The 19025-nt window shown below is 37.2% G+C and carries 11 protein-coding genes, 2 tRNA genes and 3 rRNA genes; 2 read left to right on the top strand and 14 right to left on the bottom strand.

Annotated elements, in window-relative coordinates; genetic code table 11:
* Nucleotides 1–120: 120 nt before the first annotated feature.
* The 14 genes from EOV51_RS07925 to EOV51_RS07860 all read right to left on the bottom strand — a co-directional run bounded on the left by EOV51_RS07925 (nucleotide 121) and on the right by EOV51_RS07860 (nucleotide 16525).
* Nucleotides 121–1110, bottom strand: coding sequence for an alcohol dehydrogenase catalytic domain-containing protein (locus EOV51_RS07925; protein ID WP_128151605.1), 990 nt, complete (start codon nucleotides 1108–1110; stop codon nucleotides 121–123).
* 85 nt (nucleotides 1111–1195) lie between these two features.
* Entirely contained in the window at nucleotides 1196–1621 is a 426-nt protein-coding gene (locus EOV51_RS07920; RefSeq protein ID WP_128151604.1) for a hypothetical protein, read from the bottom strand.
* A 98-nt stretch (nucleotides 1622–1719) separates the two neighbouring features.
* Nucleotides 1720–3807, bottom strand: a complete 2088-nt coding sequence (locus EOV51_RS07915; protein WP_128151602.1) for a PAAR-like protein — start codon at nucleotides 3805–3807, stop codon at nucleotides 1720–1722.
* A 4-nt stretch (nucleotides 3808–3811) separates the two neighbouring features.
* Nucleotides 3812–4711, bottom strand: a complete 900-nt coding sequence (locus EOV51_RS07910) for an ankyrin repeat domain-containing protein (protein WP_164875267.1) — start codon at nucleotides 4709–4711, stop codon at nucleotides 3812–3814.
* 159 nt (nucleotides 4712–4870) lie between these two features.
* The gene (locus EOV51_RS07905; RefSeq protein WP_164875266.1) at nucleotides 4871–5791 is read right to left on the bottom strand and encodes an ankyrin repeat domain-containing protein; all 921 of its coding nucleotides are present in this window, start codon (nucleotides 5789–5791) and stop codon (nucleotides 4871–4873) included.
* Nucleotides 5792–5798: 7 nt separating this feature from the next.
* Complete coding sequence (locus tag EOV51_RS07900) at nucleotides 5799–6929, bottom strand: LysM peptidoglycan-binding domain-containing protein (RefSeq protein WP_128151595.1); 1131 nt, start codon at nucleotides 6927–6929, stop codon at nucleotides 5799–5801.
* A gap of 128 nt (nucleotides 6930–7057) precedes the next feature.
* Nucleotides 7058–8260 carry a glycoside hydrolase family 10 protein gene (locus EOV51_RS07895; RefSeq protein ID WP_128151593.1) on the bottom strand — a complete coding sequence of 401 codons (1203 nt, stop codon included), beginning with the start codon at nucleotides 8258–8260 and terminating at the stop codon, nucleotides 7058–7060.
* 150 nt (nucleotides 8261–8410) lie between these two features.
* The gene (locus EOV51_RS07890) at nucleotides 8411–9799 is read right to left on the bottom strand and encodes a dipeptidase (protein WP_128151591.1); all 1389 of its coding nucleotides are present in this window, start codon (nucleotides 9797–9799) and stop codon (nucleotides 8411–8413) included.
* A 258-nt stretch (nucleotides 9800–10057) separates the two neighbouring features.
* Nucleotides 10058–10166: ribosomal RNA gene (rrf, locus tag EOV51_RS07885) — 5S ribosomal RNA — on the bottom strand.
* Between the two features lie 90 nt (nucleotides 10167–10256).
* Nucleotides 10257–13083 (bottom strand): 23S ribosomal RNA (locus EOV51_RS07880).
* Nucleotides 13084–13227: 144 nt separating this feature from the next.
* Nucleotides 13228–13301: transfer RNA gene (locus tag EOV51_RS07875), tRNA-Ala, on the bottom strand.
* Nucleotides 13302–13313: 12 nt separating this feature from the next.
* Nucleotides 13314–13387 (bottom strand) — tRNA-Ile (locus EOV51_RS07870).
* A gap of 265 nt (nucleotides 13388–13652) precedes the next feature.
* Nucleotides 13653–15173: ribosomal RNA gene (locus tag EOV51_RS07865) — 16S ribosomal RNA — on the bottom strand.
* Together the 16S, 23S and 5S rRNA genes with 2 tRNA genes alongside form the textbook arrangement of a ribosomal RNA operon.
* Nucleotides 15174–15877: 704 nt before the next feature.
* Complete coding sequence (locus EOV51_RS07860) at nucleotides 15878–16525, bottom strand: YceI family protein (RefSeq protein WP_128151589.1); 648 nt, start codon at nucleotides 16523–16525, stop codon at nucleotides 15878–15880.
* 131 nt (nucleotides 16526–16656) lie between these two features.
* On the opposite strand from EOV51_RS07860, the gene radA reads away from it, so the two are divergent.
* On the top strand, nucleotides 16657–18009 hold the full coding sequence (gene radA, locus EOV51_RS07855) for a DNA repair protein RadA (protein WP_128151587.1): 1353 nt from the start codon (nucleotides 16657–16659) through the stop codon (nucleotides 18007–18009).
* A gap of 155 nt (nucleotides 18010–18164) precedes the next feature.
* Nucleotides 18165–19025, top strand: a complete 861-nt coding sequence (locus tag EOV51_RS07850; RefSeq protein WP_128151584.1) for a M23 family metallopeptidase — start codon at nucleotides 18165–18167, stop codon at nucleotides 19023–19025.

The raw sequence follows: 19025 nt of genomic DNA, 5'->3' as shown, positions 1-19025 counted from the left end.
TAAAATCTCGTTTAATATTGCAAATTTACTAATTTTATTGCGTATGACCGCTTACATCAATAGTTTTATAATTTTTAAAATTTGAATTTAGCTGCGATTTTAAGATTCATGTTTTATATCTTAAACTTTAATGACATATTTAATTTCTGAATTATTATTTTTTAATTCGGCTAAATGCCTGGGTAGCTGTTCAAAATCACTAATATTTAAATCTCTAAGATGAAATTTTGAATTTCCTATATCATTTAATAACTTTTCACCCTGTATCATTAGATCTGCAATTTGAGCATCTGAAGCATAGGTATGAAATGCGCCTAAGGCAATTTCATGTAAAGAAATACATGTGGTAAATGCTGGTAAAGTATTTTCTTTCACCCTATCTTGAATAGCTACCATATGTCCATAATAACTAATCATATTCATTAATCCTGTTGCATGAATGCCACTGACTGTGTCGAAAATTATATCAAAAGAATTATGATTTATTGATTGGAGTAAAACATTTTCCCAATCAGTTAAGTTATAATCAACTGCATTGAGAACTCCCATTTTTAAAAATTTCTGATGATGTTTTTTACTTGAAGTTACGTAAACTTTTGCTCCGGCATCAATGATCAACTGGGTTAAAAAATATCCTACTGATCCTCCTGCTCCACTTACCAAAACCTTTTTATTTACAACATCCGGAACTTTTTTAAATGACTGCCATGCAGTTAAACATGGGCAAGGAAAAGCTGCTGCCGTAGAATCACTAACTTTTTCAGGTATATAAATTATATTTTTCCCATTAGTAATAGTATGGGTTGAGAAACTTCCGTTTTTATTTAAATCTGCATGATAGCAAACTCGAGTACCGAGTTGAATATGCTTCATTTTATTTCCTGTCTTTATTACGATCCCTGCTCCATCTACTCCAGGAATATGATTCTTTTTCCAGTTGGCTCCCCCAGAACTGATAAGTTTCCAGTCCACAGGGTTAAGACCAATATAACTATTTTCAATTAAGACTTCTTGTTCTTCAAGTTGCCGTACTGTCTGATCTTTTAAAATTAATTTCTCAGGTTCTCCTTTTTCAATCCAGCACCATGATTGTGATTTAATATTTGTCATTAATATTATTTAAATTTATTTTAATAAAATAAGGACATTAATTATTCGTATCCTTATAATTTTCATATTACATATTATAAGTTTATTAATCAGGAATCCAAGGCAGGCAATGAGTCTTTGAAAATTGTTCATATAATTCCTTCGGTGTCTTCCAATTTATTTGCTCCTTTTGTATTCCTTGTGTTTGTAAATAAGCCCAAAACTCTTGTTCTGTGATAAAACCCTTATTTATTTTTTGTTCTGGTATAAATATAAACCAAGCTTTAGGGAATTCTTCTCCACCTATAATTGGATATTTCTCACAATAACAAATAATTATTTTCCTTAATAGAATATTTATTTTCTGTATTCCATATGCTTTTACAATTTCAGCTGGAGTTTTCGGTTTAAAATCTGACTTTATAGCCCATTCTTCCCCTTTGTTTAATGATATGGTTTCATAAGGCTTAATAAGAGGAAAGCGGATGTAATCGTATCCTGAATTTTCTGTATAAAATGGATCTTTATTCATTTGGGTTTTATTTAGTTTTTTACTTTCATGCTGGGTACATGAAATGAAATTAACTGTAATTATTATTGTTATTATTATCTTTTTTATATTCATCTTATTCAGGGTTTAATTATTGATGTCCATTCGGCATTAAGGTGTAGTAAATCGTTCCCTCCTAATACATCATGATATGCAGTTCCGGTAATTCCGGTTATGGTATCATAAGCATCGCTCCTTCCTCCCGGACGTAAATCGAATATATCGGAAAAGCTATGGTTCATAGTAATCGTACCATCAGCCGCTACCTGAGCCGCTGAAGTTACATTAGTATTACGAACCATCCAGGTTAATTCATTTCCGGCAACTTTCCAGGTATCCCGGTATTCTTCTTTCCAAAATCCTTTGGCCTGATCCCACATATCCCCCGGAGCCCGTTGTCCTCCGAAACATACCAAGTCAACATCTTTTATAGAAAAAGCCTCATTACCATATCGTGGATCATTTTTTATCAGATTTACTAATTCCTGTTCCCTGGCTACCATAGCCGGATCATTTTTCACTTTTTCCAAAGCCTGCCCGGATATCTGTCCTTCTCCAAACTGTAGCATTGAAAGCATTCCGGCATCAAACAGAGTATTCACTTTGTTGTCTACTCCCAGCCATTCTGCTAATAATTGACGGGGACCATGCCCCCAGCCGGAACCTTCATAATCGTATCCGTTCCACCAGTCTTTCAGAATTTCGGAACGGCTCAAGGTAGAAGGAGTAATTTCCATGTTTGCCTTTACAGGATTCCCTGCTCCCATACGCTTCTGCATTTGTTCCATTGCCGTAATCAGATCTCCTATCATATGCCCGTCCAGCCAGGAACAGTCCTGCGGAACTACTATGCGCTGCATTCCTTGTTGTCGGGGCAAACCTCCGGTAAAATTCCCCCATATCCCCGACAAGGCTAATACTCCGCCCAATACCCCTCCTCCGGCCGTTCCTAACATACCTCCTGCCTGGCTGCCTATAAGTGCTCCTCCAACAGTAGTACTTCCCATAGTAACCGGATTTAGAGTAGTAGATCCAACAATAGCTCCTGCCGAACCACCGACCACAGTACCCGCCGCAGAACCGGCAACTCCTCCCAGTACCGGAAGAGCAGGTGCTGCCAATACTCCGCCGGATAATACCGCTTCCCGGTTATCCTGTAATCCGTTTAAGGGATCTTTGGTTCCTACATAGGCTTGTATATGCTTGGTATTGTTGACATCTATCCCGTTTCTTTCATAGGTTTTTTCATGCACGGCAGCGGCATTGTAGGTATAGGTAGGGTAACCGGTAGTAGCACCGGCAATAGTTGCCAGCCCTCCTCCTAAGGAATGCCCGGTAATACTCACATCGCCTTTTATATCTCCTGCATTTTTAGCTTCCTGTACTTTTTCAGCTAATTTTACCGAAGCATCATACTGTTCAGAACTTAGCCCCATTGCTTGTACATAGTCTTCTTTAATATCATTAATTCCCGCCCCAGGGTCGGTTCCCCGGTAAGCCACTACCACATTCCCATTTTTATCTTCGTAGAGCGTAGCATAAAATCCATTATCCTGATCCTGATTTAATAATTTTCTCCAATCGTCTTTAAGAATTTCTTCTGCTCGTTCTGCACTTACCGGTTTAAAACCGTCAATTTCCGGGTTATTCTCCGGGTTATCAAAATCTACATTGGTATACGCTCCCTGTGCCAGCCGGGCATGGGTAAGGGCTACACTCATATCAGGAAGTACTATATAAATAATTCCCCCCATCAGGCAACGAAGGTTGGCTTTTTCCAATAAGGCTTTCTGCCTGGAAATTTTAACCTTAGGGTGTACGACCGTCCAACGGGAAGGCTTGCACAAAGAAGAACAAAGGCTGGGCAGGGTTTGGGTAGCCAGACGGTTTCCCAATAATCCGCCGACAAACTTACCGGCAAAATAGCCTACAAAAGCTCCTACCGGTCCACCCAACGATCCTATAGCAGCACCTATCATTCCCCCTGCGGAAGCAGAGCCGCTTACCATTTTCTGGCAATGAAAATTATCTTTAAACCGATCGTTTTCCGTTGCTTTCAGCTTATTGTTGATATAAACGGAAGACTGGGAGGTTACTTTTATTTCCGAATTTGCTTTCCCTTCTAAGCAGGTAGTTAACGCCCCATCGGGTACATACAACTGGCTCATAAAATTAGTTTGTTAAAGGTTGTCCGGTAAGCGTTTTTCCCGCTGATAAAGAATCTCTTACCCTCTGAAAATATTTTTCACTATTTTTCATTCCCGAAAGCTCTTTTATTTCCTGAGGAAGTTGTTCATACCGTTTAATCTCATTTTCCATTCCTTTTCTTCTCTGTGCTTCTACCGGAAATTGGATATGGTATTCATTCCGCAAACGTTCTTTAACCGATTCCAATTCTTTTTTAGCCTTATCCGTTCCTCTAAAATCCTCCAACTTCTTTTGAACTGAAAATGCTAAATTATTTCCATTTGCATTTACAGAAAGAGGATCTGATCCTTTATCCAAAAAATAATGAATCAGAGCAAATTGTCTTCCGGATAAAGCTATCTGGGCGGCATTATCGCAGCTTCCGTACTCCAAATAATTAGCATCGGCCCCGTATTTAAAAAGCAGATTGAGATAGTCCTGCATATTATTATGTCCCATAGCTACATTTAAAGGTAATAAGCCTACCGGAGTATTGGGATTGGCTCCGTTTTCCAACAATAGCTTAGTTAATTTTAAATTTCCACGCCCTACTGCAAAAGAAATATTGGTTTCTTTTATAGGCGGATTACCTTTGGTTATATCTAAAGATATTTTATTCGGATCGGCTCCTAATTGGAGTAGTTTTTTTACCATAGGTAAATCTTCCATCAGGCAGGCATAGTACAAAAAACGAAAACCGCTTTTGCTGCTCAGGGCATTTATATCGATCTTTTTTTCCCGTATCAGGCGTTCTGCCTCACGGGTATCTCCTTTATATATAGCCCTGCCCAAGGGTAAGTAGACTTCTTCAAAACAAAATTCTGGAGTATATTTTTTACGATTTTTATCCCGAATGGGGTCTAAACATGATAATAATACATTCATTCCGGTTATAATTAAGATTATTTTTATAAATATAGATATAGTTCTCATAAGTAAGAAATTAGTATTTGTATATTTAATTTTTAACAATGAGCCAATTAATATTTCCCTTCTAAACAGGTAGTTAATGCTCCATCGGGTACATACAACTGGCTCATACTATCATTTAACTTTTGTCATTTGATCTACTTCCTCTATGTCTATTCCCCAGTAAGTTTTACCTAATGCCAATGAATCCTTTATTTTTTGAATAAACTTAGCATCACTTTCCATTCCCGATAAATCTTTTATTTCTCTTGGCAATTGTTCATATCTTTTGATATTTAACATGGCACCTTTTCTATAATCTGCTTTTATTGGAAATTGAATCTTATATTCATTCTGTAAACGTTCTCTAACCGATTCCAATTCTTTTTTAGCCTTTTCCGTCCCTCTAAACTCCGCTAATTCCTCTTGTATTGAAAATGCTAAACTATTTCCATCCATATCTAATAAAAGAGGATCTGCTCCTTTATCCAAAAAATAATGAATTAACTGAAAATGCCTGCCTAAAAGGGCTATCTGAGCACTGTTCTTTCCATCTCCATATTCCGGATAATTAGCATCCGCCCCATATTTAAAAAGCAGATTGAGATAGTCCTGCATATTGTCATGCGTCATAGCTACATTTAAAGGTAAAGAACCTACCGGAGTATTAGGATTGGCTCCGTTTTCTAACAAGAGTTTAGTTAATTTTAGATTCCCTCGGGCTACAGTAAAAGAAATATTGGTTTCTCTTATCCCTTTTCTTTTACCTGTTTTATCTATAGAAATTTTATTTGGATCAGCCCCTAATTGGAGTAGTTTTTTTACCATAGGTAAATCTTCCATCAGGCAGGCATAGTACAAAAAACGAAAACCGCTTTTGCTGCTCAAGGCATTTATATCGATCTTTTTTTCCCGTATCAGGCGTTCTGCCTCACGGGTATCTCCTTTATATATAGCCCTGCCCATAGGTAAATAGGCTTCTTCAAAACAAAATTCTGGAGTATATTTTTTACGATTTTTATCCCGAATGGGGTCTAAACAGGAAATAAACAGCATAATGATACTAATCAAACAAAAAACGACTGGTAAAAGCTTTCGGTTTTTCTTCATTGAGTGGAATAGTTTCATCTTTTGTGTTTGTTTCGGTATTTTCGGGTTTATCTGAAGATATACGGGTTATTTTATACTGTACAATATAAAGCAACTCTTTACTCATTTGTTCTTTCGCATATACATAGGCCTGCTTTAATTTTCCCGTTTGCTTATGGAACATATATTGTCCTTCTATCTTAAATTCGGGATTAAAAGGTGACTGCAACATAGCAGCATAACCTTTTTCGTATAATTCTTTAAAATGTTGCAAACGAGTAGACGGAACATCTGCCTGTAAGCTAAACTGTATGTATTCTTTTTCCTCTTTGCTGGTATAAAACCAGTCATAGCATATATTTTTTTGAGGGAATATAAGTGAATTAACTTCGATATTCTTTTTCAAAGGTTGTGTATAAAGAACAGGATACCTCAGATTATTTTTAGGACAAAAAACTACCTGATATAACATATTTTCTTTTATAAGCTTTGATACATTCTCAAAAGCTTTATTGTATTGTTCTACTATAATTTTCACAAAATCATCCTGCAATTCAGAAAATTTCACATCCTGAAATTTAATCTCTTCCCATCTCTCCAGTATTTCATTTTTATTGAGTACACTCTGAATAGTTCCCTCTTCATTCAAAACTATCTGTAAATGGTCAGATGATTCGTTAATTTTATTTATAACCTCTATTAACGTTTTTAACTGAGTATCGTACTTATGTATTTTTTTATCTTTAACTTGTATGTCAACCTGAGCATTTTTATTTTCTGTAATTCCCCATATACTTTCGGTTTGGTTCTCACTCATCGGATCATTCTTAACTAAAAACAGGTTTTTAATTTCAATCTTATATTCTTCCTTAAGCCCAAAAGTAAGGTTATTGTTTATATTAGATTTCTCATCCTTGGTTAATTGTCCCAAAGGTAATAATACTATTTTTATATGTCTGGGCAGTTTTTCTTCCCCGGACAGTAAGTCTGATAATTCGCAATGTGAATTATGATAGGTACGAAGAGCTTCGGCAGAAAGCTGAAATTTTTCAGCGATACTATGTAAAGTATCTCCTTTTTGTATTTTATAGACTTTATGATTCATAAAAAACAAACATTATAAAAAAACACTACATTATTAAACAATAAAAATACAAAAATATATTATATAAAAATAAAATAAGAGTGATAATAATTATTATCACTCTTATTTTATTTTTATATTATGTTGCGTTATTTAGAAAATGGACCACTGATTAAATTGTCTAAAACACCTTTCGGATTTGTCACCAAAGATTTATAACTAAAAAAAATATTACCTTTAACTTCCGGATAATTTTTGTTTAGTTTTACTTGTTCAATAAGCTCATCTGGATTTTTCCATTCGTTTACCCTATAAGCAGCCAGTCCAATATATAATTTTGTATGTGTCAATTTAGCTACATTATTCCACCATTCTATTAATGTAGAATAATCAGCTGAAGTATTTCCTCTGTGCCAATATAACTGAGGAGCTACATAATCCATCCATCCGTTTTGCATCCAATATAAAACATCTGCATATAAATCATCATAATTTTGAAGTGCTTTAGTATCAGAACCTCTGGGATCATTAGTCTGGTTTCTCCATACTCCAAAAGGACTTATTCCAAATTCAATATTTTTATTTTCTGATTTTATACTTTTATATAGGTTTTTGACAAATGTATTAATATTATTCCTTCTCCAGTCTGCTTTACTTGCGAAAGTGATTCCATATTTAGCATATTCTTTATAATCTGGGTATTCTAAGTTACCTACTTTGTAAGGATAAAAATAGTCATCTAAATGTACACCGTCAATATTGTAATTTTTAACTACTTCCATGATGCATTCTATTACATGGGTGGATACTTCAGGAATTCCAGGATTCAAATATAATTGATTAGCATATCTAACCACCCAATTCGGATGTTTAAACGCTATGTTATCTATGGAAAGTACATTTAAGTCTGCATTTTTAGCTGAAAGTCTGAATGGGTTAAACCATGCATGAATCTCTATATTTCGTTTATGAGCTTCAGTAATAATAAATTCCAATGGATCATATCCCGGATCTACTCCCTGCTTACCTGACAAATATCTTGACCATGGGCTTAATTTGGATTTATAAAAAGCATCTGAAGTTGGTTTTACCTGCAGTACTATAGCATTCATATTCCATTTTTGTACGTTATCTAAAATGGTTAAAAATTCTTTTTTTTGCTGTTCTGCTGATAATCCTGTTTTTGTAGGCCAATCTATATTTAAAAAAGATGCTACCCATACCCCTCTGAACTCTTTTACTTCTTTATTTAAGTTAGCATCCGTTGAATTTACAGTTTGTTTTGGTTGTCCTGAAACAAAATTTGCTATAATTAGCAAGGTTAGTATCAGTTTGAATTTTACATCTCTCATACAAAATTTACCTTTTACTTTAATCACTTTTACAAAATTAAGTATAAATCTAATATAATTGACTTAACGATTTGTTAATTATACTGTTATACACTATTCTATTTAACAAATAAAGTCAAACTAATAAGTATTATATTTTACTCATAAAATTTATTTTTTAATTTCTACATAATATTTATAGAAATAAGGTATAGTTTCAATACCTTTATAAAAATTGAATAAACCATAATGTTCATTAGGTGAATGTATTGCATCTGAATCTAATCCGAATCCCATGAGAACAGATTTGGCTCCTAAAACTTCTTCAAATAACGACACAATGGGTATACTCCCTCCAGTTCTGTAAGGTAACACTTCTTTACCAAAAGTTTTTTCCATAGCTTTTTTAGCAGCAATATATCCGGGATCTGTCGAAGGAAGTACGTAACCATTTCCTCCATGATGAGGTATAACAGAAACTTTAACACTTTCAGGAGCTATAGATTTAAAATATTTTGTAAATAAATTAGTGATTTCTTCGGGGTCTTGATGAGGAACTAATCTCATAGATATCTTAGCATGGGCTTTGGAAGGAATCACAGTTTTAGCACCTTCACCAGTATAGCCTCCCCAAATACCGTTAACATCTAGACACGGTCTTATAGACGTTCTTTCTAAAGAATTATATCCTTTTTCACCTTCAATTCCCTTTAATCCTATAGAATTCATAAATGTTAAATCATCAAATGGAACTTTGTTAATTTCTGCTCGATCACTTTGAGATAAATTTTCAACTTTATCATAAAATCCAGGTATTTGAATTTTACCATCATCATCAATTAATGAACTTATCATTTTTGATAAAACTATAATGGGATTAGGGACAGCTCCTCCATACAAACCTGAATGTAAATCTCTATTAGGTCCTTCTACCATTACTTCTACATAACTCAGTCCTCTTAAACCTGTTGTTACGGTTGGTACTTCATTAGAAAAAATATGTGTATCAGATATAAGTATAACATCACAGGACAATTGCTCTTTATGGGTATTCAAGAAATTTTCCAAATGAACAGAACCTACTTCTTCCTCTCCTTCAATGATAACTTTGACATTACAGGGTAAAGAATCTGATTTTATTAAAGATTCTAATGCTTTAACATGCATAAAAAATTGTCCTTTATCATCTGCAGAGCCTCTGGCAAAGATTGCTCCATCAGGATGTAAAACTGTTTTTTTTACAACCGGATCGAAAGGAGAACTTTCCCATAAATCTAACGGATCTGCTGGTTGTACATCATAATGTCCATAAACTAAAACGGTAGGCAAGTCGTTATTGATTAATTTATCTCCATATACCACAGGATTTCCTTTAGTTTCATAGACGCAAACATTCTCCAAACCTGAACTTTTGAAATTATTTGAAATTTCAGAAGCACAATGAATTATATCATTTGAATAAGCAGAATCCGCACTTATAGAAGGAATTCGTAATAAATCCAATAATTCACTCAAAAATCTATTTTTATTATTTATTTGATAATTAATAACCTGCTCCATTATATTATAATTTTTTTATAAACAAATATAATAAATCCTATTTTGATGTGAATATAAAAACAGTAATATTGAGTCTTAAAGAGAGAATATAAAAAAAATGAATCATTCAAAAACCATCAGAGCGATAGAGCTAGGTATAGAATTGGTTATAGATATAACTATAATGGTTTTTATTGAGTAGTAGAAATAGAATTAAAAAAGATAAATTAAATAAAAAAACCCTTAATCATTTCTGATTAAGGGTTTTTATGTTTAAAAATCCGGCGGCGTCCTACTCTCCCGCAAGTAGCAGTACCATCGGCGCAGTCAGGCTTAACTTCTGTGTTCGGAATGGGAACAGGTGGGCCCTGACGCTATAACCGCCTAAAATATCTTAATGGGATTTTATATAAATAAATTGAACCTTCCAGCTTCCTGAAAAACGGCTTGTTTTTCTGTATGTTTGTTTTAATACTATTGGACGAAACCTACGGGTAATTAGTACTGCTCGGCTGGGACATCGCTGCCCTTACACCTACAGCCTATCAACGTGGTGATCTCCCACGACCCTTAAAAGAACTCTCATCTTGCGGCGAGTTTCGCACTTATATGCTTTCAGTGCTTATCTCATCCAAACTTAGCTACTCAGCGGTGCACCTGGCGGCACAACTGATACACCAGAGGTTTGTTCAACTCGGTCCTCTCGTACTAGAGTCAACTCCGCTCAAAATTCTAACGCCCGCAATAGATAGAGACCGAACTGTCTCACGACGTTCTGAACCCAGCTCGCGTGCCACTTTAATGGGCGAACAGCCCAACCCTTGGGACCTTCTCCAGCCCCAGGATGTGACGAGCCGACATCGAGGTGCCGAACCTCCCCGTCGATGTGAGCTCTTGGGGGAGACTAGCCTGTTATCCCCGGAGTACCTTTTATCCTATGAGCGATGGCCCTTCCATGCGGAACCACCGGATCACTATGTCCTGCTTTCGCACCTGTTCGGCTTGTTGGCCTCACAGTCAAGCACCCTTATGCCATTACACTCTACGCACGGTTGCCAAGCGTGCTGAGGGTACCTTTGAAAGCCTCCGTTACTCTTTTGGAGGCGACCACCCCAGTCAAACTACCCGCCACGCAATGTCCTTCTTTTGCAGAAGTTAGGCTCCAGATAAATAAAGGGTGGTATTTCAACGTCAACTCCACGACTCCTAGCGAAGCCGCTTCATAGTTTCCCACCTATCCTACACATCATTTACCCGAAGTCAATACGAAGCTATAGTAAAGGTTCACAGGGTCTTTTCGTCCCATTGCGGGTAATCGGCATCTTCACCGATACTACAATTTCACCGAGCTCATGGTTGAGACAGTGCCCAGATCGTTACACCATTCGTGCAGGTCGGAACTTACCCGACAAGGAATTTCGCTACCTTAGGACCGTTATAGTTACGGCCGCCGTTTACTGGGGCTTCAGTCAAATGCTTTGGATTGCTCCGAACATCCTTCCTTAACCTTCCAGCACCGGGCAGGTGTCAGACCCTATACGTCATCTTTCGATTTTGCAGAGTCCTGTGTTTTTGATAAACAGTCGCCTGGGCCTTTTCACTGCGGCTCCCGTTTTACGGGGAGCGACCTTTCTCCCGAAGTTACAGGTCTATTTTGCCTAGTTCCTTAACCATGATTCACTCGAGCGCCTTAGGATACTCTCCTCATCCACCTGTGTCGGTTTTGGTACGGGCCACTGTAAACTAGCCTTAGAAGTTTTTCTTGAGAGCTCTTACCTACACTATCCATTCGGCCGAAGCTTCCTGGTACTATCACATTCGGCATCCTTGACGCATTTAACTATCAAAGATATACCTACACGCTTTAACGTACTATTCCGTCAGTACGCGGTAGTTTCATTACTCTGTCCCTCCTTCGAATTTACAGCGGGTATCGGAATATTAACCGATTGGCCATCGACATCTCCTTTCGGATTAGCCTTAGGACCCGACTAACCCTCAGCTGATTAGCATAGCTGAGGAAACCTTGGATTTACGGCGTGGGGGTTTCTCACCCCCATTATCGTTACTTATGCCTACATTTTCTTTTCTGTCTGCTCCAGCATGAGTCACCTCACACCTTCGACGCCAACAGAATGCTCCCCTACCGAAATATATTATTTCGCAGAGCTTCGGTAGTATACTTATGCCCGAGTATTATCCATGCCGGACCGCTCGACTAGTGAGCTGTTACGCACTCTTTAAATGAGTGGCTGCTTCCAAGCCAACATCCTAGCTGTCTGGGCAGTCCGACCTCGTTTTTTCAACTCAGTATACATTTCGGGACCTTAGCTGCTGCTCTGGGTTGTTTCCCTCTCGGACATGGACCTTAGCACCCATGCCCTCACTGCTAAGAAACATATAATAGCATTCGGAGTTTGTCAGGATTTGGTAGGCGGTGAAACCCCCGCATCCAATCAGTAGCTCTACCTCTATTATACTTGTCTTAACGCTGCACCTAAATGCATTTCGGGGAGTACGAGCTATCTCCCAGTTTGATTAGCCTTTCACCCCTAACCACAGGTCATCCGAAGACTTTTCAACGTCAACCGGTTCGGTCCTCCACTTTGTGTTACCAAAGCTTCAACCTGCCCATGGATAGATCACAAGGTTTCGCGTCTAATCCCACTAACTATAACGCCCTATTCAGACTCGCTTTCGCTGCGGCTCCGTAGCTGAACTACTTAACCTCGCTAGTGAAATTAACTCGTAGGCTCATTATGCAAAAGGCACGCCGTCACATCTTACGATGCTCCGACCGCTTGTAAGCGTACGGTTTCAGGATCTATTTCATCTTTCTTATCGAAATGCTTTTCACCTTTCCCTCACGGTACTAGTTCGCTATCGGTCTTTGAGGAGTATTTAGCCTTGGAGGATGGTCCCCCCATATTCAGACAGGATTTCACGTGTCCCGCCCTACTCATTGTCATTTATTTATGAATTTCACTTACAGGACTTTCACCTTCTCTGGTTACTTTTTCCAAAGTATTCTGTTACGCATAGATAAACTTTTGGGCTATTCCGATTTCGCTCGCCACTACTCTCGGAATCTCGGTTGATTTCTTTTCCTCTTCCTACTTAGATGTTTCAGTTCAGAAGGTTCGCCTCCCTTGCGGGATACTGTACTTAGGTACAGTGGGTTGCCCCATTCAGACATCTGCGGATCACTTCGTGTGTGCCAATCCCCGCAGCTTTTCGCAGCTTACCACGTCTTTCTTCGCCTCTCAAAGCCTAGGCATCCGCCGTACGCTCTTAACGATTTCTTTCCTTAGCCGCCTTTCAGGACGGCTGCTCGGTTTAATTTCTTTATATAAAATCCCAGTAATGTCAATGATCTGTATAACAACACTTGTTATAATCTTGTATCTTTTATAAAAATAACGCTTTTTCGTTATTTTTATTAATACTTGTGGAGAATAAGGGAGTCGAACCCTTGACCTCCTGCGTGCAAGGCAGGCGCTCTAGCCAACTGAGCTAATTCCCCTTGGTCATCTTGTAGTCTCAGGCAGACTCGAACTGCCGACCTCTACATTATCAGTGTAGCGCTCTAACCGGCTGAGCTATGAGACTCTGTCTGTTTGGTCTTTCCTGTACTTACTTTAAGCTCTTTCTGTCTTTCCTGTGCTCGTAGATGGTTCCAGGGGTGTGTTATTATATTGTGTGTTTCTTTTTTTATTTTTCTTTGCTTTCATGTGACACTTGATATTTTTTAATCTTATTGTTTATTACTATATATTAATCATTATAATTATTTATAGCTTAAATAATAAACAGACAAACTCCTGGAATAAAATAATTCCATTTGGGTTATCTTGTGATAACTCCTGTACTCTAAAAAAGAGATGTTCCAGCCGCACCTTCCGGTACGGCTACCTTGTTACGACTTAGCCCCAGTCACTAGTTTTACCCTAGGCAGCTCCTTTTACGGTCACCGACTTCAGGCACCCCCAGCTTCCATGGCTTGACGGGCGGTGTGTACAAGGCCCGGGAACGTATTCACCGCATCATGGCTGATATGCGATTACTAGCGATTCCAGCTTCATAGAGTCGAGTTGCAGACTCCAATCCGAACTGAGACCGGCTTTAGAGATTCGCATCACATCGCTGTGTAGCTGCCCTCTGTACCGGCCATTGTAGCACGTGTGTGGCCCAGGGCGTAAGGGCCGTGATGATTTGACGTCATCCCCACCTTCCTCGCGGTTTGCACCGGCAGTCCCATTAGAGTTCCCGACTTGAATCGCTGGCAACTAATGGCAGGGGTTGCGCTCGTTATAGGACTTAACCTGACACCTCACGGCACGAGCTGACGACAACCATGCAGCACCTTGAAAATTGTCCGAAGAAATACCTATTTCTAGGTACGTCAATTCCCATTTAAGCCCTGGTAAGGTTCCTCGCGTATCATCGAATTAAACCACATGCTCCACCGCTTGTGCGGGCCCCCGTCAATTCCTTTGAGTTTCAACCTTGCGGTCGTACTCCCCAGGTGGGATACTTATTACTTTCGCTTAGCCGCTGAGCCCTAAAGCCCAACAGCGAGTATCCATCGTTTACGGCGTGGACTACCAGGGTATCTAATCCTGTTCGCTCCCCACGCTTTCGTCCATCAGCGTCAATCGGTATTTAGTAACCTGCCTTCGCAATTGGTGTTCTGTGTAATATCTATGCATTTCACCGCTACACTACACATTCCGGCTACTTCAATACTATTCAAGACTTGCAGTATCAACGGCAGTTCTACAGTTAAGCTGTAGGATTTCACCGCTGACTTACAAATCCGCCTACGGACCCTTTAAACCCAATAAATCCGGATAACGCTTGCATCCTCCGTATTACCGCGGCTGCTGGCACGGAGTTAGCCGATGCTTATTCGTATGGTACCTTCAGCTATCTACACGTAGATAGGTTTATCCCCATACAAAAGAAGTTTAAAACCCATAGGGCTGTCGTCCTTCACGCGGGATGGCTGGATCAGGCTCTCACCCATTGTCCAATATTCCTCACTGCTGCCTCCCGTAGGAGTCTGGTCCGTGTCTCAGTTCCAGTGTGGGGGATCACCCTCTCAGGCCCCCTAAGGATCATCGTCTTGGTAAGCCGTTACCTTACCAACTAACTAATCCTACGCATGCCTATCTCTATCCGATAAATCTTTGAATAAATAGTAAGGTTACTACTTAGTATATCCGGTATTAATCCGGGTTTCCCCGGGCTATCCCAGTGATAGAGGCAAGTTACATACGCGTTACGCACCCGTGCGCCGGTCTCTCAAGAAGCAAGCTCCTTAATACCCCTCGGCTTGCATGTGTTAGGCCTCCCGCTAGCGTTCATCCTGAGCCAGGATCAAACTCTCCATTGTAAAATTTTTGTTTCTTTAACATGGTAGTTATCCCTAAAACTCAAATGGAATTAACTTTGTTATTATTCCAGGTTTGCTGTTTTGTCTTTTTATCTTGTGTCTCTTTTTTCATTCTTAAAAAAGAAACTTTATGTCAACGATCTTCTTTGTTTGCGCCCCTTCGCTACTTTCGTTATCTCAGTAATTCCGGATTGCGAGTGCAAAGATACAGACTTTTTCTTATCCTCCAAATATTTCTGCACTTTTTTTTGACTTTTTTTAACCCCAAACCTATAACTCACTATTAAACAATTAGATAAATCATTAACTTTTTTTTACCTTTTTTTTCCATTTCTCTCACTTCTTCTATTTCTCAATGTTAACACGATGTTATTTCTTTATCCTCCTCCTCTGTTTTTATTCTTCTATTCTATGATATACTTAATTCTCCCCCCCCTTTTTAATTGGGATGTCGTTCTGCAATATCTATAGTTGTACAAAAACTAATATTTAAATTAATGGTTAAATCATACGAACGGGTTTTTATATTCGAGCGGGCGTCAAAATCATTTGACGCCCGCCCGTAGTTTCTACTTATATCTATTAATACTTATTTTACTATTATTCTCATCGCATTTTTTTAATACTCTTTATATATACCTAATTATATAAAAATACCCTGATATAACATATCAGGGTGTGAATATTGCTTATTGTTTTTTTTATTATTTAGTTCCGTGAAGCTCTACTTCCATATCAAACAAATCTTTGATCAACTTATCCTGTGGATTTCCATTACTGTACGTAATATTAAAATCTTGTCTATTAATTGTAAATTTCTCTGTTTTTACAGTAATATTATTACCTTCAATAGTTACGTTAGCTTTTACTTTTACATTTTTAGAAGTTCCTTTAATTTCCAAGTTACCTTCAAGCTCTGTATTGTAATCACCTTCTAAAGGTTTTACTGAGGTAATAGTAAATTTAGAGTCCGGATATTTAGCGACATCAAATATTTCTTCTGCTTTTAAATGCTCATCTAATTTTTTAGCAATGCTTTCGTCCGCTTCATCTTCAGATTTGATGGTGTTCATATCTGCAATAAAACTTCCTGCTTCCAGTTTACCATCTTTAACTGTTAGTTCTCCGCTTTTAAAGTTTATTATTCCATGATGTTTCGTTGCTATAGATTGTCCTAACCATTTAATATTACTATTTACAGTATTAATTTGATAATTAGCGGCATCTTCACTAGCCTGAACTTCCTCTTTAGCTTCGGTAGTTGTTTTTGTTTCTTTAGATCCTTCTTTACAAGATTGCATACCTATTATGGTGAATACTGCAATCCCTAGTGTTACTACTATTTTTCTCATATTATTTTTTGAATTTATACAAAACTAATAAAATAATTTAAGTGATTATTATCTTTCTTTGTTAAAATTATCTTACTAAAAAAATAGACTACTTTTGTATATAAATTATCTATTTAAATACAATATATATTATGGCTAAAACCAAAACCACCTTTTTTTGTCAGAATTGTGGTGCGCAATATTCTCAATGGATGGGACAATGTAAAGCTTGCGGTGAATGGAATACTATTGTTGAAGAAGTTATAGAAAAAGAATCTAAAAATAATCAGACTTTTTCTAAAAATGACTCAAAATCGCGAGTTTTAAAAATTCATGAAATTGAATCCCAAGACGAAAACAGAATTCTTTCACAGGATACTGAGCTGGATAATTTGCTTGGGGGAGGAATAGTCCCAGGTAGTGTTATTCTTATCGGTGGAGAACCTGGAATAGGAAAATCTACCTTGTTATTACAGATTTCTCTTCAAATCCCCAAGAAGGTTTTATATGTTTCGGGTGAAGAAAGTTCTAACCAAATTAAAATGCGTGCTGATAGATTATCTATATCTAACCCTGATTGCTATATATTAACTGAAACATCTACTCAAAAAATTATAAATAAAGCTCAGGAAATTCAACCTGAATTACTTGTTATTGATTCTATTCAAACCATACATTCTTCTTATATTGAATCTTCGCCGGGAAGTATTTCTCAAATTAGAGAATCTGCATCGGAATTAATTAAATATGCTAAAGATACCTCTACCCCTATATTTTTTGTAGGCCATATTACTAAAGACGGAACTATTGCAGGACCTAAAATCTTGGAACACATGGTGGATGTAGTTCTCCAATTTGAAGGTGACCGAAATTATCTATTCCGTCTTCTACGAGCTAATAAAAACAGATACGGTTCCACATCAGAGCTGGGAATTTATGAAATGTTCCAATCGGGATTACGCCAAGTTAAAAACCCTTCTGAGATTCTTATTTCAAAGAAAGAAGAAAATTTATCCGGAAATGCTATTGCTGCAACACTTGAGGGACAGCGCCCAATGCTAATAGAGATACAAGCACTGGTATCTACTGCTGTATATGGTACGCCCCAAAGAGTTACCACTGGTTTTGATGTTAAGAGACTTAATATGCTTCTTGCCGTTTTAGAAAAAAGAGCTGGTTTTCATTTAGGTTCTAAAGATGTATTTTTGAATATTACGGGGGGGATTAGAGTAGATGATCCGGCAATTGATTTAGGGGTTATTTGTGCTATTTTATCTTCTAATGAAGATATCTCTTTACCTGATAATTGTTTGTTTGCTGGAGAAGTAGGTTTGAGCGGTGAAATCAGAGCTGTAAATCGTATAGAACAAAGAATTACGGAAGCAGAAAAGCTGGGCTACGATGTCATTTTTATTTCCAAATATAATAAGGTTGATGTTAAAAATCATTCTATACGTATTGAGCTGGTTTCAAAAGTTGAAGATGTTTATAAATTATTATTCTAACATATATAAAAATCTGATTTTAAACAACTTAAATTTTAATTTATTTCTTAATGTTCTGCTAAAATATTGTTAAATAATCAGGTTCATTTAATTCAATTATTTTGCAATGAGTATCTTTGTTACCCTTATGATCAAAAAATAAAATCATTTAAAACATGAGTAAAACAAAATATTCTACGGTAATAGTAACAGATAAGCACTCTAACGAAACTAAAGTATACAGTATTAATCAAAGACATATTGAAAATATGTCTTTGTATAAAAAAGTTCTTCTTTATTCATCAATTACTGTATGTATTTTATTAACCGGATTATCCACCTTTATTGCATACGGATACTATCAGAAGAGAGAACTTCATGGAAAAATTGCAGATTTGGAAAATAAACTGGATAATAAAAAATTAAACCAAATGCTGAATAATTTAGATGAAGCTGAAAAATCATTAGATAAAATTGAAAAATATTTAAAAGAAAGAGAAGTAAAGACTTTATCATCTTCCAGAACTTCCGAAGGAACTGACAATGTCGGAGGTGAGTATTATCCTATTGAAGATCTTAATCCCGATTTGATTGAATCAAGAAAAGACAGAGTTCAGGATTTATTGAATAAAATTCAATCTATACCTGTAGGCCTTCCTCATATAGGCAGATTAACTTCCGACTTTGGTGTAAGAGGAAATCCTATGTCAGGCAAGGGGTCAGAATTTCATCCCGGACTGGATTTAGCTGGAAAAATTGGTGATCCTATTCGGGTTACTGCTAACGGAACAGTTACTTATGCAAGTGTTAAAGGCGGATATGGCAATTGTATCATGGTTAAACATTCTCATGGTTATGAAACTCTTTACGGACATTTGTCAGCAATCAATGTTAAACTGGGGCAAAAAGTAAAAGCAGGCGATATTATTGGTAAACTAGGTAATACCGGACGTTCTACAGGTCCACACGTACATTATGAAATATTATATAATAAGGAAAAAGAAAATCCTAAAAAATACTTACAAATAACAGAATAA

The organism is Apibacter raozihei (genome assembly GCF_004014855.1).
Taxonomy (GTDB): domain Bacteria; phylum Bacteroidota; class Bacteroidia; order Flavobacteriales; family Weeksellaceae; genus Apibacter; species Apibacter raozihei.
This window is presented reverse-complemented; position numbering and strand designations above follow the sequence as displayed.